Below are 22,743 nucleotides of genomic sequence, written 5' to 3'. Positions count from 1 at the left end.
GCTCCCTTTTAATATGTAGAGTTAATTGTTAAACGAAAATAAGGTGGATTGATTTTACAGTTTATTTCTAGACTAAGTAAGCTTTAATTTATCTATGTATAAAAAAGCGCCGTATATCAGCACTTTTTAAAGGTACGTAAATTGTATAATAAAGATTTCTACATTATTAAACATATAACTATGCATGGCCAAATATTGATTCTTATTTGGTTAATTGTTATAAGGATCTATAGGATTATTTGTTTTTATTATTATTATTATTAATTTTTTCAGTATATAAAACCTGCTCTTTATAATGCTTTTTAATTGGGAAGTTATGTGTACCTGTGCCGTTCTTGAATTTTTTATCAATGGGGTTCTTTAGAGGGACTGTTGTAGTTTCAGTAAATTCATATGGGTAATTTATTTTAGATTTATCTTCAAACATGAAAATGCCTCCTTTTTAGGATTTCCTGAATTCTTTACTATAACATGATATGCATATAGAGTTTTTTTGGACTAGTTATTTATATAGGTTAGAACAATTTAATTACATAACTACTGAAATATTTTAAAGGAAAACAATTTGAGAGAGGTATTGTAATGATAGCCGTTCACTATTATTGTTGTTTAAGTTATCGTGGTGTGTTTGAAATTCTGAAAGGACGTAGCATATTGGTCTATCTAATAACCATTATGTGGTGAGTTTTTTTATTTATCGGTGAAACAAACAATGCATATATATTCGTTATAGATTGTTTTTATAATGTAATATATATATAGTTTTCCTGATAATATAATGCGGAATATTATAGTGTTATTAGGTTATTAGGAACACTTAATGTTGTTTCACAACTGAAAGGGAATTGAAAAAGAACTGAAACTTTTCTCATAAAAATTCAATCTTACTTGAAAAATGAAAGGAAAATGAAATTTTCCAAAAGAAATTCTTTGTTAAGATAAAAAGCATACATAAAAAAAGTATTGACATATCTTAAAAGTGTGTTTTCAAGATATAGTGGGGGAAAAGATGAGAATAGAAAAACAATTAATAAAAAAGATGTATTATGAAACATTCCTAATGGAGAATGAAACAAAACCACCTCTTGACGTACTTGGGGAAGTTTATGTAAACGAAGAAAAACATGAAATTTCCGATGGGTCTTATATTCGTTTTGCACAAGGTGAATTTTATTATCACCATCAAGATTTTGAATCAGCTATTTTCAAATGGGAGAAAGTTGGCAACGAACTAGCACCATGGGCACAAAAAAACATTGCGGATGCTTACTTTGAACTAAACCGACTATCAGTTGCTGAAGAGGTTTATACTTCCATTACTACTGATAACAAAATATTGATGACTGAAATTGGACTGCAATTACTTTCTCTTTACATCGAGCAAAATAATTTTGACTCAGCTTTCGCTGTAATTAAAGAGGCGGTTTCTTTAAATCCCGATTATCCGAATGTCACCAAAATTGCCCGTTCTTTTTATGAAGAACAGCAAGATTTTGATAGTGCAGTAGAGCTTGCTGTGAATGAGCTGGTTCGAACAGAATCTTATCCTTGGTTTGAGGTGCTAAAAGGGTATATCGATAAAGGATTTACTAAAAATATTTCACCAGACTATTTTCATGAAGTATTAGTTACATTAAATCATGTAGATCAAGTGCAATTTACACAAATTGTATCATCACTTTGGAACAGTTATAAAAATGAACAAAATTACTTATTATGGCTTAACACAATAAATGAGTTTTTCTTACATATCGAAATACATTCGTCCGATATATGGGACAAAATTTCTTCTCTTTACGAAGAAACGTATTTTGAATTAATTCAAGGCCAATATACGCTTAGACAATTACATGATATCATTCCAAATCTGTTAACAAATTGGTTAAAGGTAGTCAATTCTTCTTATGCTGTATTTCCATCAGCAGCTGTATTGGCATGGGATGAGATTTTCCCTTCCAAAATAGATGCAGCAAATATAAAAAATGCAGAAAACCTACTGTTGTATTCTATTAATCATGTGGATGGCTTAGAGTATAGTTTACATCTTTTTGAATCTATTACACAGTGGGCACAAAAGCATGATATAGAAATGGGTCACCGATTTAGATGGTTAGTTAGCGAACTTGCAGATTTAAGAACAAATCGTATTTTAGTAACGGGCACTTCAGGAAATGGAAAAACTGCATTTATTAACTCTATAGTAGGAGAAAATATATTAGAAAACTCAATTTCAAATGTAGTGGTTTTAAAAAATGATGCTCATACAGAAATTAACGCTATAACAGACTCAGCAATTACAACAACTGAGAATTTCTCTGATTACCATGATATGATGTCTTTACACCACCAAACGTATAGAGATAGAGCGTGTGTTGAATTTAAACTACCATGCAAATTTTTAAGTGAAAATAAACTTACATTTGTAGTTACACCTGGCTTTAATAGAAATAACGATACTAGAGATGAGATATTTGAATACCTGAATTCTGTAGACGAATTATTGTTCGTATTGAATGCGGATTCACCTTTTACTGACAAAGAACGTGACATTCTATTAAGTATTCAAGAACATACACCAAATCTACAAATTCATTTCTTATTAAATAAAATCGATAACATTTACAGTGAAGCAGAAGTAAAAAGAGTTTTACATGATACGCAAGCGAGAATAAACGCGTATTTCCCGCAAGCGAGACTTTTCCCTTACTCTTCGTTATATACAAGTAATCAACAACTAAATGATTTAACTGAGTTTATTCGTTTTAACTTTAACTATAAAAATATCGATGCAGATCGTACTGAAAAGCTATTGTTTTTCATTCGAAAAACAATTACATACCTTTTAGATAAACGCGTTGAGAAGGAAAACAATCTAGTGGATGCTATGAATTGGAATGAAGATATGTTAGTTAAATTAAATGGTAGTATTAATAATCTTACTGCTTTTGAGAGGGAAAAAATTCATATCATTACACAATCGTATCGTACAATGAAAACAGAAATTACGAATGGTCTTACTGAACATATTCCGAAGCTACTGCAGAGTTGTTCTGATTTAATCAGTGAAGAAAGCGATTTTGGAAACATTGAAATGGAACTAAATACAGCAATGAACGAAAGAGTACACAAATATTTAGAACAAACTGTATTACCTAACTTTGCTCGTTCTATGCAAAATTGGATTGAAACTTCTAATAATGAGTTACTTCAAAGTCAATCGCACTTAGAAGAACTCAGTGAAGGACTTAATTCTTTATTTGGAGAAAATCGAATACAATTAGAATGTGACTTTAAAGTGCTTGATGACTGGCGCAGAGATACTGATAGAATGACGACTAGAATACAAATGGAAGAAGTAAATATTTTACGCCGATTTACGCCAGCGCAATTTTTACTGAAAAGTGCCGGTAAATTATTTGGGGTTCTTCCAAAGAATAGATCTATGCTATATAACAAATATAAACAGTATATAGAAAATGAAGATTATACAGAAGTAACGGCTTCTATTGTGAAGAAATTTTTCTTGCAATTTGAGCTGTTTGAAAATACACAAGAGCGGGATATTAATATGTTCTTTAGAAATCCATTTAACTCCTTGAAACAAGCTGTAGAAAATACGCAGTTAGAAATACAAGAAAAACAAGAGATATTACATAAAATGAAATCAAATCCTGAAGTGTATCATGATTCTATAACGCTCTTTGAATTGAGATTACGTCAATGTGAAGTAATCTTAAATATAGGTGAGTATAATGCCTATACAGATTTAAATTTAGAAACAAGCATAGAATAAACGTAAAACAACTCCAAAAGTGGATTTTGGAGTTGTTTTTTTGTTTATATCCGTTGTTATAAGAGGGGAAAAAGGGAGCAACCGTAATGAGTTGCTCCTTTCGCATATATAGATTATTTTTCAGTTTCTTTAATTTTAGTTTTTACTTCGCCAGTTTTAATTTTATTACTTTCTGAGAAACGTAATAAATCGCCTTCAATAATTTTGTCAGACATACGTAATTCATTTTGTGCACGGTTAATGAGTGCTTGAGCTTCTTTTTTTGGTAAATCTACAATTTCACCTGTTATGCGGTCATAAAAAGTGTTGTTTTTGTATGCATATTTGTCTGTAACGAAGCTACCATCACGTAAAACAACAAATCCTGTATATTCATCTGAAAACATATCGTGACCAAAACGGATATCGTTCGTAGTATCAATCCCTAATAAATTTAGAATAGTAGGTTTCACATCAATTTGTCCCGTAGGCTTTGAAATCGTTTGACCTTTTGTTTGTCCAGGGATATGAATATATAAAGGTGTACGTTGTAAATGTAAAGTATCAAATTCTGTTATTTGATCTTTTTCTAAAAACTGCGCCATTGCACGGTTATGTTTTTCAGAAATGCCATAATGATCACCGTATAATACAATAATAGAATCATCATAAAGCCCCTCGGCCTTTAAACGCTCAATAAAGTTTTTAATGGATTCGTCTAAGTAACGTGATGTTACGATGTAACGATCAAATACGCCATTACCAGAGTTATATGGTTCAATGAATTTTGTGTCTTCATCATACGTAAATGGATAATGGTTTGTTAAAGTAAGGAAACGAGCGTAAAATGGTTGATCAATCGTTTTTAACATATCTACTGATTGATCAAAGTATTCTATATCTTTTAATCCCCAATTTAAATTTGTTTCGGGCGTGATTTTGTAATCAAGTTCATTATAGTAACGATCATAACCAAGAGCTGAGTACATAATGTTACGATTCCAAAATGTTGCGTTATTCGCATGGAATACAGAAGTGAAATAACCTTGTTCACGTAAAATTTCTGGAGTTGCAGTATAATCATTGTTTCCGTGTGTGAAGAATACAGCTCCACGGTTTAATGGATACAACGATGTATCTATTAGAAATTCAGAATCGGATGTTTTTCCTTGTCCAGTTTGGTGGAAAAAGTTATCAAAGTAATAGCTTTCATTTATGAATTCATTCAAGAAAGGTGTAACTTCTTGACCATTGACGGATGCTCCTATTAAAAAGGTTTGCAAGGATTCAAGAGTAACGACAATTACATTTTTTCCTTTCGCTGCGCCAAACATATTAGGATTTGGTTCACTTTGGGTTGCTTTTACGTAGTTTTCAGTTTCTTGTAATTTACTACTATCAGCGAGTGCCTTTTGTGATCCTGCTTTTGCTTGCAGCGTTAAATCATATATTTGGTGAGTGTATAGTCCTAAATTTTTGACAAGCATTACTCGGTCGAAGGATCTCGTTAATAATTCAGGGCGTTCTTTTTCTGCAAGATGCAGATTTGCAGAAAATACAGCAATTGTTAAGACGAAATATAGTAAGCGTGTAGAATGTGCTACACGTTCTGTTTTAAAGACCAATGTCTTCTTTTTTAATAAAATAAAGAAGAAAATAATGTCTACGAATGCGAGTATAATTTTGTAGTTCAATATTTCTATAATACTACCGCCTAATTGGCCAAAGTTTGATGTTTGTCCGAGTACTGGTAACGTAACGAAATCACTATAAAAATCATAGAACATTACATTTCCGACAAGTACGATCGTTAATAAGAAATTAATACATAGCGCTATATAATTGCGCTTTTCACCAGTTGCAAATAATGCTAATCCAACAAATGCTAACGATGCAGCGAGAGGACTAATAAACAAAATAAGCTCTTGTGTAGAAGACTCAATTTTTAAATCAAAACTGAATCGCGTAATAAGATATGTTTTTAACCATACTGCTAAAGCAATTATGATAACAAAGCTTATATTTTGCATTTGTAAATTTATTTTATTCTTCATTTTTACACCTTCTTTATAAAATTTATTTAACTAAGGTTATATGTTATATTTTTATAACTATTATAGTAGGGTGAACCATTTAAATGATGTTTTCTAATGGTAATAATTTGCAGTGTTCCTATACATACAATGGGGAATTTAAATGCGAAGCAGAAAAAGTCATATTTGTAGTGAAAGTGACTTATAGACATCCTAACATATTAAACACTATGATGATGTTACAAAATATCGAACAAATGAAAGTGAAAAGGAATAGACGCTTTTTAAACTATTGACATTCAATGAGTTGGAATTTGAATAAAAGGTGAGTTTAAAGTAAACGGTTATATGAATGAGTAGAAAACTACATTCTACATAGAATGTAGTTTTTCATATATCCCGTAAAATCATGCTTCTTTGTAGGATAATCATTTCATTAAGTAAAGTGGTGGTGAAACGTAAAACGTTTGACTAGTAGTGTAATGAAAGAGTTCACATATCAGATAAATATTTTCCAACATATAGACCACTTGCAGCTGCTTGAGATAATGAATGAGTAACACCTGAACAATCTCCAACTAAAAATAGCCCATTCATACTTGTTTCAAAATGGTTATTGATTTTTATCGTAGGGGCATAGAACTTTCCATCTATTCCATATAATAAAGTATCTTTATCGATAGGTTCTTGGATAAAATGTTCTAAGCGTAATAAAAATTCTTTGAGTCCGTCAATATATAATGGAGGAATTTCTTTATGCAAATCTCCATAATCTCCGTGTAGTGTAGGGTGTATACGATTATGTTTCATATCTTTTTCCATTGTAGGTTGTTTCTTTAATAAGTCCTCTAAGCGCTGTATAACAATCCGATCTCGTCCTTGGTTAATGCCTTTAATAATTGAGTTTGCATATATATTGGCTTCTTTAAGAGTTGGGAAATAGCGCGGGATAAACAAAGTGAAATTTAAGTTAGGAGTGCCAGTTCCTTGCTCTCGAAAATTTTGACCGTCAGGCATAACTAAACCTTCTTCGTACTTTCGAATAATGCGTCCTTTTGGATTCATACAGTAAGTAGTTGCTGTGAAATTTTCACCTTGATAAGAAAGTTTCGTTTCAAAGGTATCTTTTAATATAGAACGTAATTGATGTTCTTTCATTTCTACTCTAATCCCTAAGTCTACACGTGTTTGTTCCTGAGAAATATTTAGAGAAGTGCACATTTCTTTTAACCAATCTGCTCCAGAGCGCCCCGTTGCAAATACGAGTTGCTTAGATTGAACTGTTCCTTGATTTGTAGTTATATTAAAATGATCTTTCTGTTTCATAATATGCTCTACATCTATATGAAATTGGATATTTATTTTCGGAAGTAAAAATTCATAGAGTTGCTGAAAAATGGTACTGGAAAGTGTAGTACCAAGATGTCTTACTTCTGTTGTTAACATTTGTAAATCACAAGTTGCAGCTTTCTTAGTGAGATTTACATTTTCTGTAGAATATTTTGAAACTGAATTTCCACCAAACTGACATAGAATTTCATCTACTTCAGCCATGAGTTGCATAAAACCTTCTTTACCTACTCTTTGTTCGAGTTCTCCTCCAAATCCATTTGTATAATTAAATTTTCCTTCAGACTTTCCTAAGCCACTAAAACCGAAATATTTATCACATATGTTACAGTCACACGTTTTTCCTTGATCTAAAGGACAATTTCGATGTTCTAGCGGTTTACCTTTATCAAGAATTAAAATGTTTTTGTTACTTTTGGCTAATGAATAAGCCATAAAAATGCTACTTACTCCAGCGCCGATAATTGTAACATCATACATATTCTTTCACCTGCTAACGAATAGTTTGTTTACTATTTTCCTAGTGTATAACACTTTTATGAAGTTAAGAAATAGCTTTTATGAATAAAGAAAAAGTTTTTGAACTTTATACTTTTTCAATTTCTCTAAGTGGTGGATGAAGTATAAATGTTTTTATTTGAACGGAGATATCGTTTTAAATAATCACTTTTTCGTATGATTCATAAAAGTCTACATATAAAAAGAACAGACCTTTTCAGTAAAAAGGTCTGTTCATCATTTGAAAAAGTTGTTAAGTGCATAAATTAGAAGGGAAGTATAGTTTTATTTAGCGAAGGTATGGTTACCGATTACTGCTACTGTTTGACGTGTCGTAATCCATTTGTCTGTTGATGTTTTTGGGTTGTAGAAATAAAGCCAATCAGAATGTATTCCCTTTGTGGAGATAGCCTCTTCTACAGCCATTTTTGCTTCAGTGCTTGCAGGCTGATTAATTCTTCCATCTGTAACAGGAGTAAATGCATATCCGTATTTAATAGGTTCATAAATAACGCCTGTTATTGTATTTGGAAACCCTTTTGCATTTACTCGATTTAGGATAACTTTTGCTACAGCTACTTTTCCTTTATATGATTCGCCACCAGCTTCAGCGGTAACTAAGCGTGCCATTAAGTCTTTTTCTATTTCGGAAATACTGGAATTAATTTTCAAATGTTGCCCTGTATAAAGCTTGTTACCGATTGTGTTGTTAATTTGTTTTATAGATTGAACGGTTACGTTGTAGCGCTTTGCTATCGTTTCTAATGAATCTCCCGGTTGTACTTGGTAAATAATTTGTCCAGAAGTGTTCGTAGTTTTTTCGTTTTGATGAACTGTAATCGCATTTGATTTCATAGATCCTGGAATATGTAACTGTTCTCCAATAAAAGCTTGATCGTTTCCTTTATTATTCGCTTGTTTAATGGCTTGTATGGAAACTCCATATAGTTTACTAATGCCCCAAAGTGTATCATTCTTTTTTACTGTATGAATGGTGGAAGCTTCAGCTGTACTTTGATTACATACGAATGTAAGTGCTACTGCAGATAAAGGAATTATATGTTTTAGTTTTAATAATTTCATTGTAAATCCTCCTAAAAAAGTAAGGTATAACTGTTGCGTAATGTAATTCAGAATATAAAAATATAAATATTTTAATGTAAGTATATTAGCACATATAAAATAAATAATCATTATAAGTTTTTTATTTACATCCATATAGGATTCAAATATGAAATATTGCATATGAAAATACATTGAAGTTCATATTGCTGCTTACTATAATCTATTTAGTAGAAAGGTAATATGTTATAGAAATAAAATCATTATAGATTAATATATTGATTATTGATTGTTATGAGTTAGGAGGATTTATGTAATGAAAATGTTTCAAAGAATAGGTGTTTCAGCTGTGATCGTCTCAACATTTTTAGGAATAGGGGACAATGTTAATATTGTAACTGCTGATTCTATAGAACAGCAGAGTAAATTAGGGATAGAACAAGAAACAGATAAACAAATCATTGTAAAATTCAGTGCAGATTTGAAATTACCATATGAAGATGGTATTGAAAAGCAGATACAATCTGAAACGAACGATAAAGTATTAGAAGATTTTTTGGCAGAATATCCAGATGTAACATTTACTCGTCTATTCACATCTGTAAGTCCGGAAGAAATACAAAATCTTGAAGTGAAAGCACCTAATAATGTATCTACAAGCTTATTAAACTACTATATTCTTCAAACCAAAAATGATGGGCGTGAAGAAACACTAGTAGATAAGTTAAAAGCATCTTCTTTAATAGAAGATGTGTATATGAAGAAACAAGAAAAAATAATACCGCCTGAAGTGAAACAATTAAGTGTATCTCTTACTCCTAATAATAATCCTAGATTTAATAAACAAGGTTATCTTGAAGCAGCACCATACGGTATTAATGCACCCTTCGCCTGGGGCGTTCAAGGCGGTAATGGAAATGATGTAACCTTTGTTGATATGGAATATGGTTGGTTATTAAATCATGAGGATTTAGTACATCGAAATATTGAATTGATGTCTGGAAGAAATATAGATCAACATGTCGGTCATGGGACGTCTGTACTAGGAATTGTATCATCTGAAGATAATGAAGTAGGGAATATTGGGATTGCACCAAAAGCGAAAGCAAAAGTGATTTCTCAAATAAGAGATAACGGACAGTATAATACAGCTGATGCAATATTAAGTGCTGTAAATCATTTAGAAGCTGGGGATGTTTTATTATTAGAGGCACAAGCTTCTTTTGATGGATATGGTGATAAATATTTACCTGTTGAAGTACAACCAGATATCTTTGATGCAATTCGTGCGGGTACAGATAAGGGTGTTGTAATTATAGAGGCTGGAGCAAATGGTTGGAATGATTTAGATCAATTTAAAGATAGAAATGGTAAACAAGTTTTAAATCGTAATAGTAAAGATTTTAAAGATTCGGGTGCAATTATGGTAGGAGCGGGTTCTTCATCTTTCCCTCATGAACGTATGTGGTTTTCGAATTATGGAAGCCGTATTGATTTGTATGGCTGGGGAGAAAACGTAGATACAACTACAGCTGAGCAAAGTAGAAGTGCTGTAAATCTTTATACATCCAGCTTTAGTGGCACGTCTAGTGCTTCGCCTATTATTGCTGGAGCAGCGACTTTAGTACAAAGTATTGCTAAAGAAAATGTAGGACAACCATATAGACCAAGTGAATTGAGAACGATATTAAGTAACCATAACACTGGAACGAAGTCTAAAGATCCATATTCAGATAAAATTGGTGTTTTACCGGATTTGAAGTCTATCCTAGTAAATTTAGGGTATGAACGAAGAGAACTAAACGGTGGGAATGAGTTACAAGTAACAGAAAATGAACCAAATAATGAACCTAAACAGGCAAATAAAATTAACTTTCATACACCAATGAAAGGGACACTACATAATCGTGATAACGTAGATGTATTTACTTTCCAAATTGACTCGCCAGAAACTATTAATATCTCTCTACTAAATGAAAAAAATATTGGAATGACATGGGTACTTCATCATGAATCGGATGTAAATAACTATGTAGCATATGGTGAAAATGAAGGAAATGTAGTTAAAGGAACCTATAATGCAAAGCCAGGTAAATATTATTTATATGTCTATAAGTATGAGAATAAAGATGGTTCATATGTATTAAATATAAAATAATCGAAAGGAACTTCAGATGAAGTTCCTTTCGATTATTTTAATTCAGGATACGTGAATGTTTTTTTACTTTATCTCGCAATTTGTCGGCAGTAAGAATTCCACCTCGTATTCGTCCGATTAGTTAAACGTTACTTCTATGCAATATTTCATATTTATGAAATGTCATTTATTTTTTACTCACCAGATTATATTATATTCAATAAGTTTGATGTAAAACAGAAAAGGGAGGAATAATAATGAACAATAAGAAGTTTATTTTGAAGTTATTCATATGTAGTATGGTACTTAGCGCCTTTGTATTTGCTTTCAATGATAAGAAAACCGTTGCAGCTAGCTCTATTAATGAGCTTGAAAATTGGTCTAGATGGATGAAACCTATAAATGATGACATACCGTTAGCACGAATTTCAATTCCAGGAACACATGATAGTGGAACGTTCAAGTTGCAAAATCCGATAAAGCAAGTGTGGGGAATGACGCAAGAATATGATTTTCGTTATCAAATGGATCATGGAGCTAGAATTTTTGATATAAGAGGGCGTTTAACAGATGATAATACGATAGTTCTTCATCATGGGCCATTATATCTTTATGTAACACTGCACGAATTTATAAACGAAGCGAAACAATTTTTAAAAGATAATCCAAGTGAAACGATTATTATGTCTTTAAAAAAAGAGTATGAGGATATGAAAGGGGCGGAAAGCTCATTTAGTAGTACGTTTGAGAAAAATTATTTTCGTGATCCAATCTTTTTAAAAACAGAAGGGAATATAAAGCTTGGAGATGCTCGTGGGAAAATTATATTACTAAAACGATATAGTGGTAGTAATGAATCTGGGGGATATAATAATTTCTATTGGCCAGACAATGAGACGTTTACCTCAACTATAAATCAAAATGTAAATGTCACAGTACAAGATAAATATAAAGTGAGTTATGATGAGAAAGTAAACGCTATTAAAGATACATTAAATGAAACGATTAACAATAGTGAAGATGTTAATCATCTATATATTAATTTTATAAGCTTGTCTTCTGGTGGTACAGCATGGAATAGTCCATATTATTATGCGTCCTACATAAATCCTGAAATTGCAAATTATATGAAGCAAAAGAATCCTACGAGAGTGGGCTGGATAATACAAGATTATATAAATGAAAAATGGTCACCATTACTTTATCAAGAAGTTATAAGAGCGAATAAGTCACTTGTAAAATAGTAAATATGGTCATAGTAAGAAGCGGTGAAATACGTCGCTTCTTATTGAAAATACAGTTTTTCTTGTAAATGGAACAATTTTCGAGCTATCGCAATCAATGTTTCATTATGAAAAGACGAAACTTTTAAATCGAATTCATTTCAAGTGAAAAATGAATACAAATAACCTTTTGAAAAAGCGACTGATCTAAGTGATTAGTTGCTTTTTATTTTGAAGTGGATGAGCAAAAAAACATAAAAGTGGTTGGTCCGTTTTTTACAAACATCCATTATGATAGGAGAAGAAAGGTAGTATTTTATTGATGCTTTAAAGAGGAAGTTTTTTATTGAAGTTCTTAATTAAAATAGACTAGCCTTAGAGAGGTGAAAATACAATGAGTTTTGCAATTTCACTAGTAGTTATTATTGTAATTGTATCGCTGTTTGGGACCGTACTAGTTGCACGAAATGTGGAGGAGAATTACGGCAAGTCTACAAAGAGAAATGTGAAAAACTTATCGACTATCTATATTATCCTTCTTTTCGTTCTACTTGTTGGGGTAACGTGGTATGCGGTAGTGATTTAATAACTTTTTAAAGGAACACATTTACATTGTGTATGATGGAGGAGTAGCACTTTGATAAAAAATGAGCGCCACGTTTTAACTGTTTTTCCGCATCCAGATGATGAATCATATTGCGTGGCTGGAACAATTTTAGCTTATGCTCAGCAGAATGTTCCTCTTACGTATGTTTGTTTAACGCTTGGCGAAATGGGGAGAGCGATGGGAAACCCTCCTTTTGCAACACGTGAATCATTATATGCTATAAGAGAGAAAGAACTAAAGAGCGCAACTAATATTTTAGGGATTAAAGATTTACGTATGATGGGATATCGTGATAAGACGCTTGAATTTGAAACTCCTGGAGAATTAAGAAGTGTAATACAAAATTGTGTGGAAGAATTGAATCCTTCGTTAGTCATTTCTTTTTATCCGGGATATGCAGTTCATCCAGATCATAATGCAACAGGAGAAGCAGTAGCCAGGGCGTTAGCTAATATTCCGGAAAATAAGAGGCCAACATTTTATGCTGTAGTTTTTTCAAATAATCATGAAGCAGAAATAGGGCCACCAAGTTTTAAAAATGGGGTAAAAGAATATGTTCCCAAAAAGTTGGACGCATTGCAAGCACATGCATCACAATTTGCGACTAAGGTAGCGGAACTGAAAAGAGAGTATGAAGATGGTGTTCCGGAAACAGTCGAGTGGTTAGAGAGAGAACCGTTTTGGATATACCCGTTCAAAGATAAAAATAAGTGATGCTATAGCTGAAGGTGATGAATATGTATTTTGAATATAAGATTCGAAAGGTTTTTTATAATATAGAAGGATCGGGTCCCGTCATATTGTTTTTACACGGTCTTGGAGGAAACGCAAATAATTGGTTATATCAAAGGCGATATTTCAAGGGGAATTGGACAGTGATTTCAATAGATTTACCTGGGCATGGGAAATCTGAAGGACTAGAAATTAACTTTAAAGAATACGCAAATGTTTTGTATGAGTTATGCAATTATTTAAAGCTACAAAAAGTAGTCATTTGTGGTCTTTCAAAAGGGGCTAGAGTAGGAATTGATTTTGCTATACAATATCCAAGCTTTGTTTCTAGCTTAATTGTTGTAAATGCATTTCCTTATTTGGAACTAAAGGATCGTAAAGAGCGACTTGAAGTATATGATTTACTTAGCTTACAGGATAACGGAAAAACATGGGCGGATACATTATTGAAGGCGATGGGAGTAGCAGATAATGAAGGGATTGTCCGGGGATTTTATCAATCTTTACAGTCTATTAACCCATTGCATATTCAAAGATTATTTGCTGAATTAGTTGATTATGATCAGAGACCGTTTCTTGCAAATGTTTCATGTCCTGTTTTAATAATAAGAGGGGGAAATGATGATTTTGTCCCTGAGAAATATGTAAGAGAGTTTGAAATACATTTAAAAAATACGACTTTCATTGAGTTTGAAAATAGTGGACATTTACCTTATTTAGAGCAGCCAACTAGCTTTAATATGACGGTAGAAACATTTTTAAATCATGCGCTTAATTAATACGATTGTTACAGTAAATACTGTTATTAATGAGTAAAGGATAGTTCGTTTTGAGAGGAGGGAACTAGATGGAATGGAAACCAAATCGTGCAGATAAGACACCCGTATATAAACAAATTGCTGATTATATTGAAAGGGGTATTTCTTCAGGTGAATTTCCTTCTGATAGCAAGTTACCTTCTGAGCGTATGCTAGCAAAGGAATTACAAGTGAACCGGAGCACAATAGTAGCTGCATATGAAGAGTTAAAATCACTTGGAGTAGTAGAACGGCAAAAAGGAAGCGGAACTCGGGTGAATACAGACATATGGGGTGTGTCACATAAACGAATACCGAACTGGGGGAGGTACGTTGAGGATGGATCGTTCTTACCTAACGTACCACTTGTTCAACAAATTCGAACGGAAACACAAAAAGATGACTTAATTAATTTAGCGAGTGGAGAATTGTCACCAGAATTAATTCCGAGCGATAGATTTCGAACGATTTTGTCGGAGAAAACATTTATGGAAAACCTCGGTTATGACCATCCACTTGGAAATGAGATGTTGAGAAAAACAATTGCAGTACATGTTCAGCAATACAAACAAATTGAATCAGAATCAAGCTCGATTCTGATTACATCTGGAGCACAACAGGCACTTAATCTTATCGTTCAATGCTTATTAAAACCGGGCGATGCCATTGCAATTGAAGATCCTTCGTATTGTTTCTCGCTTCCCATGTTTAAATCGGCCGGTTTAAATATATTCCATTTACCTGTTGATGAGCATGGAATGAATCCAGATGACTTAATCGATTTGCACAAAAAGCATCGTATTCGTATGGTGTTTTTGAATCCGGATTATCAAAATCCGACGGGCACTGTGCTTTCGTTAGCGAGGCGTAAAAAGATTTTAGAACTGTCTTCTGAATTCGGTATACCGATTGTAGAGGATGATCCATATAGTTTAACTTCTTTTAATGGAGAAGTGAATCCAACATTAAAATCAATGGATCAGAATGGGAATGTTCTTTATATAAGTTCATTATCAAAAATTGTTGCGTCAGGATTACGTATTGGCTGGGTAATTGGTCCTACGCGCGTAATAGAACGTTTAGCAGATGCGAAGCAACAAGTTGATTTTGGTCATAGTGTATTTACACAGTGGGTAGCAAATCAATTTTTAGAATCAGAAGATTTTCATACGCATATTACAATGCTTCGTGGACAATTGAAACAAAGAAGAGATGAGTTAATTAGAAAGCTTGAAGAAATATTAGGGGACCGCGTTGAATTTTTTGTTCCAGAGGGTGGAATACATGTATGGTGCAAAGTACAAGGAACGTTTGATGAATATCATTTATTAGGTGAATCTATACGGAATGGTGTAGCATTTGTCCCTGGAAGTGTTTTAGGTTCTAAAAGTGAATATATTCGTTTTACTTTTGGGAGAGTAAATGTAGAACAAATCCAACTTGGAATTACGAGGTTTGTAGAAACGCTAAACGAAATTTCATAATAGTGATGCGTAATATTGGAATGAGGGGAAGAAATGAAGTATGTGACGCTTTTACTTCAAGTAGGCGTGCTATATGTGTTTAGCTTAGCTGGTACGTGGATTCAGGGAATATTCCATCTATCGATGCCAGGAAGTTTAATAGGAATGTTAATGCTGTTTCTACTCCTTTCTACTCGTATTTTGCCATTAAAGTGGTTTGAGTTAGGGGCAGAAAAGTTAATCGTATTTTTACCGTTATTTTTAATTCCTTCGACAACAGGATTAATGGAATATGGATCTTTTCTTTTAAGTAAAGGAAGTATTATATTCCTTTTAGTTGTTGCAAGTACGGTAGTAACATTGATTGTTTCAGGGTATGTAAGTCAATTATTAGTAACATTCAAAAAATAAAATCGACAAGGTGCACGATTCAAATGGTCTTAATACTTATTACTGTAGTCATATATTTATTTGCGACAAAGCTGTATAAAAAATATACGTTTCCATTTATGTTACCAGTATTAACAGTTACAGCAATTATGATTTGCTTATTTCTGATGTTTGGCATTTCTCATCATGAGTATAAGGAAAATGGTGGGGACGTTCTTTCAGGCTTTTTGAGTCCTGCAATTGTAGCGTTAGCCATACCTCTATTTAAAGAACGAAAGATACTTATGAAAAACTTTTTATCGATACTTATTGGCGTATTGATAGGTATAGTGGCTTTAACGAGTATGAATGTAGTGATTGGTGGGATTTTGAATATAGATAAGGAATTTATATTAACAACTCTTCCGCAATTAGCGACAATGCCAATTGCCATTTCATTAGCGGATCAAATTGGTGGTATTCCAACTATGACTTCTAGTTTTGTAGTTGTTGCAGGAATAACAGGTGCTATTATCGGACCGACAGTACTTAAGTTTTTCCGGATAACAAGTACGATTGGAAAAGGAGTGGGGATGGGTTGCGCATCACATATTATCGGTGTGAGTCGACTCGTGAAGGAAGGCGAGAAAGAAGCGACTATCGGTTCAGTAACGATGATTGTAACAGGAATACTCATTAGTATATTAATACCTTATGGAACGAAATTTATATTTTAAAAGTTGTAATAAGAAGTATAATGCTACTTATTTTAAAATGTATGGAGATGATAAAAGTGACAACATGGTTTATAGTTACATTATTTATTTTTGGTGCCATTAAAGTTCTAGTTTCTAGTATGCCAACTTCTGTTGTAGAATCCATTATTAGTAGATTTGAATTACATCAAAAACTTGATGAAGAACATACGACTGTATCGCTAGATGGAAAGAATATAGAGGGCGAAATGAAACTGCAAGTTATAAATGATTTTAACGAGGCTTTATTTTTAGATAAACATTATTTTCCGCCACAAGGTGAAGGCACGCCGATAATCATTGAAACGAAAAAAGGAAAAAGAGTAATTACGTTATCGATATATAGTTATGAAGAACATGTTGATGTAATAAGGCAATATAAGAAGAAAGTTGTTGCCTATCGTTTACGTTCTAAAAGTCTTCAAACGTTTGCACCATTAGCAGTAACTGAAGAGTATGCTTAAGAAGAGACCTATAATGGTCTCTTTATTTTTGTATCCAATTATATACTTTCCAAATAAAAGAAAGGAACACCATATAACCAAATAAAGAATATGTATGGTTCCAGTCTGCACTATGTATAAATAAACCTAAACCTTCAGCAACTTGTTCAAAAATGCTAGCACAAATACCTATGGAAATAATAAATATAGTTCTAGAAACGGCAGATAATGTTTTTGAAATTTGTATGAAAATGATTGTTAAAATCGGTAGTACAAACAACGTAAAGCCAATGTTAACTGAGAATATGGATGGGAAGGGCCTAACTGGAAAGAAATATATGTGCTTATGGACAAAGAAAGCATCTAAGTAAGTTCCGATAATTGAAGAGAGTAAGATTGTAACTGCTAATGCTAGAAAATTATTCTTCTTCTCGAAGGAGGACATTTTTCTTTGCGAGAATTGCCAGTTCAATTTTTTCGAGTGTTTTGCAGTAGTCTTCTGTAATTTGTCCATTCATATTTTCCTCCTTATCCACTAAGTAATTTACAACTTGCCAGTCCGTAAACCAATCTTCACTTTCAACTTCTTCATGCTTCATATCTCGCCATGCATAGATGAGTGCAGGGCTGTATATACGATATGCGCCACTACGCAACTGGCATTTCTTTATTCGGCGTTTATAAAACTCACGGGAAAAAGATTCATTTACACTTGAAAATAAATGAGGCCAGTAATCTTTCCTTGAGCCTGTATGTGGATGATGCTCGGCCCAATATATGATTTGAGATAAAATATGTGTATCTCGAAATAATAATGAATACAACCTTTTTCCAATTAAGATTCGTTCATGCAAGGAAGTAAAATGTTTCATTGTATCGCCAATTAATAAAGTTTTTTGATTTGTATTATTTTCGTAGAAAGGGAAAAGGATATGATTAAACTGAAAGAAATCAAAGAGTTTAAATCCGATACTATTGAGTACGGTCTTTTGAAAGTGTGCATTTTGAATCACTCTTTTTTCTAAGTAGTTTTGCTCATTAATAATAGTTGCGATTGCTAATGTTTTTTTGTTCCCAGTTTTCCAAAAATCGTTCCACATCGTTTCCATAAATGTAGAAACATTTAGGTGAGGGAGAAGATGAAATAGCTTTTTTGCTTTTTTAACACTTTGTTCATAAAGTAAAAATTGAGGATATACATCTTGAAAAATGAGCCAATTCCCTCTTTCTAAAAAAGAAAAAAATGTAATTTGATCTTTCTCTGATAAAAGTTTCGTATATAAGTCTCCTTTTAAATCAGTCATATTCCAACCACCGTTACGTGATACCATATGCCCAAGTAGTGCCCAATGTATTTCTGGATATCGAATGTAAAATTGGTAGTATGCGCGTGTTCTCGTAACATTATTTTTATTTAGTTGTTCTGTCTGTATTTTTATATTGTTGATGATGAATTGTTCTTCTTTCGTTAATGTATACATGGTGTCAGAATGAATGAGTTTGCTTTTTTGTTTCAATTCATTTTTTACATCAAATAGGGAGAGAGGCAGTGCTTTGGAAGGTCCGTTATATGTATGATTTGAATTGCTTCGGTCCATTCCGTTACCTCCCTTCTTCATAAGTTTAAACGTGATTATTGGCTATGAATCATTCTATTTATCCCGCTATTTGCCGGGCAGTAAGATCCCCACCTCAAAATTCAGTGGAAGCAAAGAAGTTCAGTGGAGGTCGGGCTGCCCGTAAAAGCCCGATTGGTGAGGGCTGATAATCAGTGGGGGATGAACCCCCCCCCACTAAATAAAGTTTCACTTTATTTTATTACAAGTATAAGAAATAAATGAGCGGTGTTTTTTACAAGGAATTTATTTATCATGCAAATAGTATAAAAAATCTTACCGTTATGAAGCGAAAAGAAAAACAGAAACTATGCTTAATAGTTTCTGTTTTTTTATTTTGTCAATTTAATGTAACAAATGACAATTATGATTTGAATCAATTGAAAATAATTCAATAGCTTTTAATAAATACAATTTTTATGAAATGTACAGCAGGAGGAAAAGAAATGCTTAATAAAATAATTTTAATTACTGGTGGTACAGGTTCGTGGGGACATGAACTTATAAAACAATTATTAGAAAAATCACCGAAAGAAATTAGAATTTTTTCAAGGAATGAAACGGTTCAGTTTGAAATGCAGCAACAGTTTATAAATGAAACTAGATTAAAATTTATCATTGGAGATATTCGTGATAAAGACCAACTCGTTTATGCTTGCCAAGATGTACATTATGTATTCCATCTTGCAGCATTAAAACATGTTCCAGTATGTGAGTATTATCCTTATGAAGCTATAAAAACAAATATACATGGTACGCAAAATGTAATTGAAGCATCTATCCAGATGCAAGTTGAGAAAGTTATATATGTTTCAACAGATAAAGCAGCGGATCCATCAAATACGTATGGGATGACAAAAGCAATTGGTGAAAAATTAATGGTTCATGCGAATGTGCAAACGAAGAAAACAAAATTCATTTGTGTTCGTGGAGGAAATGTTTTAGGGACGAGCGGAAGTGTAGTGCCGCTTTTTAAAAAGCAAATTAAGAAGTCTTCACAAATAGGAATTACCGATGTAAATATGACTAGGTTTTTCTTAACGATTGAAGATGCTGTTCGGTTGTTATTTAAAGCAGCATTTGACGGAAGAGGAGGGGAGATCTTTGTCATGAAAATGCCGGCATGTAAAATCACAGATTTAGCAAAGGTGTTGATCGAAGATTCGAAAAAAGAAAACGTGAAGATAAAAGAAGTAGGGATAAGGCCAGGTGAAAAATTAAGTGAAATGCTTTTATCTGAAGTAGAGAGTAAAACAAGTATAAGTTTTGATCAAAATTATTTTGTGGTACTACCGACTATTCCTATAGAGGGACTTCAAGAATATTATGCTAGTTATCCGCTTGTGGATGTGAAGAGTTTTAGTTCTCAACAAGACTTACTTGCAAAAGATGAGGTGAAACAAATGCTATTAAAAGGAGGATTTCTACGATGAAAAAAAATGCAAGCCTTTTAATAACTGGTGCAAATGGTTTCACAGGTCGACATGCTTGCCAATATTTTTTAGAGCAGGGCTTTCATGTAATTCCTATGTTTCAAAACCGTCCACATAGAGAAAACATCGGAAATAGTATTACTTGTGATTTAACTAATAAGAGCGAAGTAATGAAGGTAATGAAACAAATAAAACCAGACTATGTATTGCATTTAGCAGGAAGAAATTCAGTTATAGAATCTTGGACAGCTTCTCTTGAATACATGGAGGTTAATGTAATAGGGACTTTGTATTTATTAGAAGCGATTAAGCAGGAAGCTTCGCATTGTAAAACATTAGTTATAGGATCTGCATTGCAAGCAGATAGTATGAATAACATAAAAGTTTCAAATCCATATAGTTTAAGTAAAACGATGCAAGTCATTATTGCAGAGGCTTGGGGCGGATTAATGGATTCAAATATTATCATTGCAAAGCCCTCAAACTTAATTGGTCCAGGAGAATCGAATGGCATTTGTTCGATTCTCGCAAAAAAAATGATAGATATAGAATCGGATAGAAGTAAAGCGATTATTGAAGTAAACAGTTTGAAAGATAGTAGGGATTTTCTAGATGTACGTGATGCGGTTAAAGCGTATCATGTGTTATTACGTAATGGTATAAATGGGAAACAATATAATATTGGATCAGGAGTGAGACGATCTTTATTAGATGTACTAGAACAATATAAAAGATTAACACAGCTCCATTTTACTATAAAAGAAACAGAGAATAGTGGAAGCAGCTCAAATGAGAGCTTAGTAATAGAGGATATAAAAAAGTTAGGTTGGATCCCAGAAATTCAATTTCATCAATCATTAAAAGATGTACTTGAATATGCGAAGTGCAGTGACATCTGCATGCAATGAAAAATAAAAAAGGGTGTAAGAAGTATATGAATGTGAATGGTTATGAAGCAATAAATAATCAAAATACACTATTTCTTTCGATTGTCGATACGCTGGATTGGAAAGATGAAGAAGCGCATGTTTTGCACATCTATGAGGCGATAAATAAATGTCGAGCATACGTGGAAAAGGTTAATCGGAAAAATCCAGCAGTAGAGACGGGAATTAGGCCTGTAATCCAAGTCTTTACTCAGTGTGAATGTAGTGAGTATGGAAATGATTTTTATGAACTTATCAAAGATCTTTTGCAAGATATGGGATTTGAGTTAAATATTTACAAATAGTAAGTTTACTTACATGTAATAGGTTGATATAAAGCAAGATTTTTAATGATAAAGGTGGATATAAGTTATGAATAAAAAGATTCTCTTTACTGGGGGCGGTACAGCAGGACACGTTATGATTAATATGGTATTGATTCCTAAATTTATGGAAAAAGGATGGAGAGTTGAGTATATTGGATCTCAAAATGGAATTGAAAAGTTATTAGTTCAAAATGTTAAGTACAATAGTATTTCAACGGGGAAACTTCGGAGATATTGGGATTGGGAGAACTTTAAAGATCCTTTTAAAATTATAAAAGGCTGCTTACAAAGTTATAAATTAATTAAGAAAGTGAAGCCAGACGTTATCTTTTCGGCAGGAGGATTTGTTTCAGTTCCTGTAGTTATAGGGGCATGGTTAAATCATGTACCAATCGTAATACGTGAGCCAGACAGTACGTTAGGGTTAGCAAATAAAATAGCATTGCCTTTTGCTACAAAACTATGCACAACATTTCCTCATACAGGGGAGAGTGTAAGTAACGAGAAAAAAGTTTATGTAGGACCAATTGTAAGGGAAGAAATTGAGAGAGGTAACGTATTACGAGGAAGAAGTTATTGTGAATTTCAGCAAGATAAGCCAGTATTGTTAATTATGGGTGGGAGTCAAGGTGCTAAGTGGATAAATGATATGGTAAGGAAAAGTTTAGATACATTATTATTAAGTTTTAATATTGTTCATATGTGTGGTAAAGGAAAGGTGGATTCATCTATTGGCATGGAAGGTTATATGCAATTTGAATATATAGGGGAAGAATTGCCGCATATATTGAATATGGCAAGTGTTGTCGTTTCCAGAGCGGGTTCTACTGCTATTTCTGAATTGTTATTTTTGAAGAAACCGATGTTGCTTATCCCGTTAACTAACGGTTCCAGTAGAGGGGATCAAGTTTTAAATGCTGACTATTTTTCTAGGCAAGGGTATGCGGAAGTTTTACTTCAAGACAGAGCAAGTAATAGTACATTTACACATGCAGTAAACCGGCTATATGCAAATAAGGAGAGATATGTTCAAAACATGAATGGATATAAGAAAACAAATGATGAGGGGATTCATCATTTAATAGATTTAATAAATGAAGTGGTGAAATAATAGAAAGTTAAATAGAAAAACAAAAGGAAAAAAGGTATCTTCTTTCCTTTTGTTTTTCAAATTCATTATTATGTAGCCTATTATATTCTG

20 protein-coding genes and 2 pseudogenes are annotated in these 22,743 nt (G+C 32.8%); 16 read left to right on the top strand and 6 right to left on the bottom strand.

The window, feature by feature from the left end:
- Positions 1 to 235 precede the first annotated feature (235 nt).
- The gene (locus G9F74_RS00305; RefSeq protein ID WP_000461140.1) at positions 236 to 427 is read right to left on the bottom strand and encodes a hypothetical protein; all 192 of its coding nucleotides are present in this window, start codon (positions 425 to 427) and stop codon (positions 236 to 238) included.
- A 113-nt stretch (positions 428 to 540) separates the two neighbouring features.
- On the opposite strand from G9F74_RS00305, the pseudogene G9F74_RS29935 reads away from it, so the two are divergent.
- Together G9F74_RS29935 and G9F74_RS00300 are read left to right on the top strand one after the other, a co-directional pair.
- Positions 541 to 678 (top strand): annotated as a pseudogene (locus tag G9F74_RS29935) (IS6 family transposase); the annotation flags it as partial.
- A gap of 331 nt (positions 679 to 1,009) precedes the next feature.
- The gene (locus tag G9F74_RS00300) at positions 1,010 to 3,793 is read left to right on the top strand and encodes a dynamin family protein (RefSeq protein WP_016108972.1); all 2,784 of its coding nucleotides are present in this window, start codon (positions 1,010 to 1,012) and stop codon (positions 3,791 to 3,793) included.
- A gap of 113 nt (positions 3,794 to 3,906) precedes the next feature.
- Here the strand turns inward: G9F74_RS00300 and G9F74_RS00295 are convergent, their stop codons facing one another.
- From G9F74_RS00295 to G9F74_RS00285, 3 genes are all read right to left on the bottom strand, one after another.
- Positions 3,907 to 5,826 (bottom strand): LTA synthase family protein, encoded by a 1,920-nt coding sequence (locus G9F74_RS00295; protein WP_016108971.1) that lies wholly within the window; start codon positions 5,824 to 5,826, stop codon positions 3,907 to 3,909.
- A 471-nt stretch (positions 5,827 to 6,297) separates the two neighbouring features.
- Entirely contained in the window at positions 6,298 to 7,635 is a 1,338-nt protein-coding gene (locus G9F74_RS00290; protein WP_016108970.1) for an NAD(FAD)-utilizing dehydrogenase, read from the bottom strand.
- A gap of 303 nt (positions 7,636 to 7,938) precedes the next feature.
- The gene (locus G9F74_RS00285) at positions 7,939 to 8,736 is read right to left on the bottom strand and encodes a cell wall hydrolase (RefSeq protein WP_033668550.1); all 798 of its coding nucleotides are present in this window, start codon (positions 8,734 to 8,736) and stop codon (positions 7,939 to 7,941) included.
- Positions 8,737 to 9,031: 295 nt separating this feature from the next.
- Between G9F74_RS00285 and G9F74_RS00280 the strand changes: the two genes are divergently transcribed.
- From G9F74_RS00280 to G9F74_RS00235, 10 genes and pseudogenes are all read left to right on the top strand, one after another.
- Entirely contained in the window at positions 9,032 to 10,873 is a 1,842-nt protein-coding gene (locus G9F74_RS00280) for a S8 family peptidase (RefSeq protein WP_016108968.1), read from the top strand.
- Positions 10,874 to 11,109: 236 nt separating this feature from the next.
- Positions 11,110 to 12,096, top strand: coding sequence for a phosphatidylinositol-specific phospholipase C (locus G9F74_RS00275; protein ID WP_001060367.1), 987 nt, complete (start codon positions 11,110 to 11,112; stop codon positions 12,094 to 12,096).
- Between the two features lie 34 nt (positions 12,097 to 12,130).
- Positions 12,131 to 12,244: pseudogene (locus tag G9F74_RS00270) on the top strand (GntR family transcriptional regulator); the annotation flags it as partial.
- A gap of 225 nt (positions 12,245 to 12,469) precedes the next feature.
- Positions 12,470 to 12,661 (top strand): hypothetical protein, encoded by a 192-nt coding sequence (locus G9F74_RS00265; protein ID WP_000006467.1) that lies wholly within the window; start codon positions 12,470 to 12,472, stop codon positions 12,659 to 12,661.
- A 54-nt stretch (positions 12,662 to 12,715) separates the two neighbouring features.
- Positions 12,716 to 13,396, top strand: coding sequence for a bacillithiol biosynthesis deacetylase BshB2 (bshB2, locus tag G9F74_RS00260; protein ID WP_033668601.1), 681 nt, complete (start codon positions 12,716 to 12,718; stop codon positions 13,394 to 13,396).
- Between the two features lie 23 nt (positions 13,397 to 13,419).
- Positions 13,420 to 14,193, top strand: coding sequence for an alpha/beta fold hydrolase (locus tag G9F74_RS00255; protein ID WP_016108966.1), 774 nt, complete (start codon positions 13,420 to 13,422; stop codon positions 14,191 to 14,193).
- Positions 14,194 to 14,261: 68 nt separating this feature from the next.
- Positions 14,262 to 15,695, top strand: a complete 1,434-nt coding sequence (pdxR, locus tag G9F74_RS00250; RefSeq protein ID WP_016108965.1) for a MocR-like pyridoxine biosynthesis transcription factor PdxR — start codon at positions 14,262 to 14,264, stop codon at positions 15,693 to 15,695.
- Between the two features lie 33 nt (positions 15,696 to 15,728).
- Positions 15,729 to 16,085 (top strand): CidA/LrgA family holin-like protein, encoded by a 357-nt coding sequence (locus G9F74_RS00245; protein WP_000878482.1) that lies wholly within the window; start codon positions 15,729 to 15,731, stop codon positions 16,083 to 16,085.
- Positions 16,086 to 16,108: 23 nt separating this feature from the next.
- Positions 16,109 to 16,780, top strand: coding sequence for an LrgB family protein (locus tag G9F74_RS00240; protein WP_000242988.1), 672 nt, complete (start codon positions 16,109 to 16,111; stop codon positions 16,778 to 16,780).
- Between the two features lie 56 nt (positions 16,781 to 16,836).
- On the top strand, positions 16,837 to 17,262 hold the full coding sequence (locus G9F74_RS00235) for a YfmQ family protein (RefSeq protein ID WP_000214609.1): 426 nt from the start codon (positions 16,837 to 16,839) through the stop codon (positions 17,260 to 17,262).
- Between the two features lie 22 nt (positions 17,263 to 17,284).
- Here the strand turns inward: G9F74_RS00235 and G9F74_RS00230 are convergent, their stop codons facing one another.
- Complete coding sequence (locus G9F74_RS00230) at positions 17,285 to 17,686, bottom strand: CBO0543 family protein (protein ID WP_131202366.1); 402 nt, start codon at positions 17,684 to 17,686, stop codon at positions 17,285 to 17,287.
- Complete coding sequence (locus G9F74_RS00225) at positions 17,661 to 18,839, bottom strand: DUF2515 domain-containing protein (protein WP_000376156.1); 1,179 nt, start codon at positions 18,837 to 18,839, stop codon at positions 17,661 to 17,663. Before G9F74_RS00225 ends, G9F74_RS00230 begins: the two co-directional genes overlap by 26 nt.
- Positions 18,840 to 19,303: 464 nt before the next feature.
- On the opposite strand from G9F74_RS00225, the gene G9F74_RS00220 reads away from it, so the two are divergent.
- From G9F74_RS00220 to G9F74_RS00205, 4 genes are all read left to right on the top strand, one after another.
- The gene (locus G9F74_RS00220; protein ID WP_016108964.1) at positions 19,304 to 20,290 is read left to right on the top strand and encodes a UDP-N-acetylglucosamine 4,6-dehydratase family protein; all 987 of its coding nucleotides are present in this window, start codon (positions 19,304 to 19,306) and stop codon (positions 20,288 to 20,290) included.
- Positions 20,287 to 21,198 carry an SDR family oxidoreductase gene (locus G9F74_RS00215; protein WP_016108963.1) on the top strand — a complete coding sequence of 304 codons (912 nt, stop codon included), beginning with the start codon at positions 20,287 to 20,289 and terminating at the stop codon, positions 21,196 to 21,198. Before G9F74_RS00220 ends, G9F74_RS00215 begins: the two co-directional genes overlap by 4 nt.
- Positions 21,195 to 21,521 carry a DUF6572 domain-containing protein gene (locus G9F74_RS00210; RefSeq protein ID WP_016108962.1) on the top strand — a complete coding sequence of 109 codons (327 nt, stop codon included), beginning with the start codon at positions 21,195 to 21,197 and terminating at the stop codon, positions 21,519 to 21,521. Before G9F74_RS00215 ends, G9F74_RS00210 begins: the two co-directional genes overlap by 4 nt.
- A 67-nt stretch (positions 21,522 to 21,588) precedes the next feature.
- Positions 21,589 to 22,653: an undecaprenyldiphospho-muramoylpentapeptide beta-N-acetylglucosaminyltransferase gene (locus tag G9F74_RS00205; protein ID WP_016108961.1), complete on the top strand. Its 1,065-nt coding sequence runs from the start codon at positions 21,589 to 21,591 to the stop codon at positions 22,651 to 22,653.
- Positions 22,654 to 22,743: the final 90 nt, after the last annotated feature.

Source organism: Bacillus sp. EKM202B (genome assembly GCF_011066025.1).
Classification (GTDB): domain Bacteria; phylum Bacillota; class Bacilli; order Bacillales; family Bacillaceae_G; genus Bacillus_A; species Bacillus_A toyonensis.
The sequence above is the reverse complement of the archived record's forward strand: the minus strand, read 5'-3'. Positions and strand labels throughout refer to the sequence as shown.

What these genes read in the sequence shown, in the direction of transcription:
- G9F74_RS00265 (WP_000006467.1), top strand. Translation starts at nt 12,470, where the DNA reads ATGAGTTTTGCAATTTCACTAGTAGTTATTATTGTAATTGTATCGCTG.
- G9F74_RS00240 (WP_000242988.1), top strand. Translation starts at nt 16,109, where the DNA reads ATGGTCTTAATACTTATTACTGTAGTCATATATTTATTTGCGACAAAG.
- G9F74_RS00255 (WP_016108966.1), top strand. Translation starts at nt 13,420, where the DNA reads ATGTATTTTGAATATAAGATTCGAAAGGTTTTTTATAATATAGAAGGA.
- G9F74_RS00215 (WP_016108963.1), top strand. Translation starts at nt 20,287, where the DNA reads ATGAAAAAAAATGCAAGCCTTTTAATAACTGGTGCAAATGGTTTCACA.
- G9F74_RS00280 (WP_016108968.1), top strand. Translation starts at nt 9,032, where the DNA reads ATGAAAATGTTTCAAAGAATAGGTGTTTCAGCTGTGATCGTCTCAACA.
- G9F74_RS00230 (WP_131202366.1), bottom strand. Translation starts at nt 17,686, where the DNA reads ATGTCCTCCTTCGAGAAGAAGAATAATTTTCTAGCATTAGCAGTTACA.
- G9F74_RS00295 (WP_016108971.1), bottom strand. Translation starts at nt 5,826, where the DNA reads ATGAAGAATAAAATAAATTTACAAATGCAAAATATAAGCTTTGTTATC.
- G9F74_RS00300 (WP_016108972.1), top strand. Translation starts at nt 1,010, where the DNA reads ATGAGAATAGAAAAACAATTAATAAAAAAGATGTATTATGAAACATTC.
- G9F74_RS00285 (WP_033668550.1), bottom strand. Translation starts at nt 8,736, where the DNA reads ATGAAATTATTAAAACTAAAACATATAATTCCTTTATCTGCAGTAGCA.
- G9F74_RS00210 (WP_016108962.1), top strand. Translation starts at nt 21,195, where the DNA reads ATGAAAAATAAAAAAGGGTGTAAGAAGTATATGAATGTGAATGGTTAT.
- G9F74_RS00205 (WP_016108961.1), top strand. Translation starts at nt 21,589, where the DNA reads ATGAATAAAAAGATTCTCTTTACTGGGGGCGGTACAGCAGGACACGTT.
- G9F74_RS00290 (WP_016108970.1), bottom strand. Translation starts at nt 7,635, where the DNA reads ATGTATGATGTTACAATTATCGGCGCTGGAGTAAGTAGCATTTTTATG.
- G9F74_RS00275 (WP_001060367.1), top strand. Translation starts at nt 11,110, where the DNA reads ATGAACAATAAGAAGTTTATTTTGAAGTTATTCATATGTAGTATGGTA.
- G9F74_RS00225 (WP_000376156.1), bottom strand. Translation starts at nt 18,839, where the DNA reads ATGGACCGAAGCAATTCAAATCATACATATAACGGACCTTCCAAAGCA.
- G9F74_RS00305 (WP_000461140.1), bottom strand. Translation starts at nt 427, where the DNA reads ATGTTTGAAGATAAATCTAAAATAAATTACCCATATGAATTTACTGAA.
- G9F74_RS00220 (WP_016108964.1), top strand. Translation starts at nt 19,304, where the DNA reads ATGCTTAATAAAATAATTTTAATTACTGGTGGTACAGGTTCGTGGGGA.
- pdxR (WP_016108965.1), top strand. Translation starts at nt 14,262, where the DNA reads ATGGAATGGAAACCAAATCGTGCAGATAAGACACCCGTATATAAACAA.
- G9F74_RS00245 (WP_000878482.1), top strand. Translation starts at nt 15,729, where the DNA reads ATGAAGTATGTGACGCTTTTACTTCAAGTAGGCGTGCTATATGTGTTT.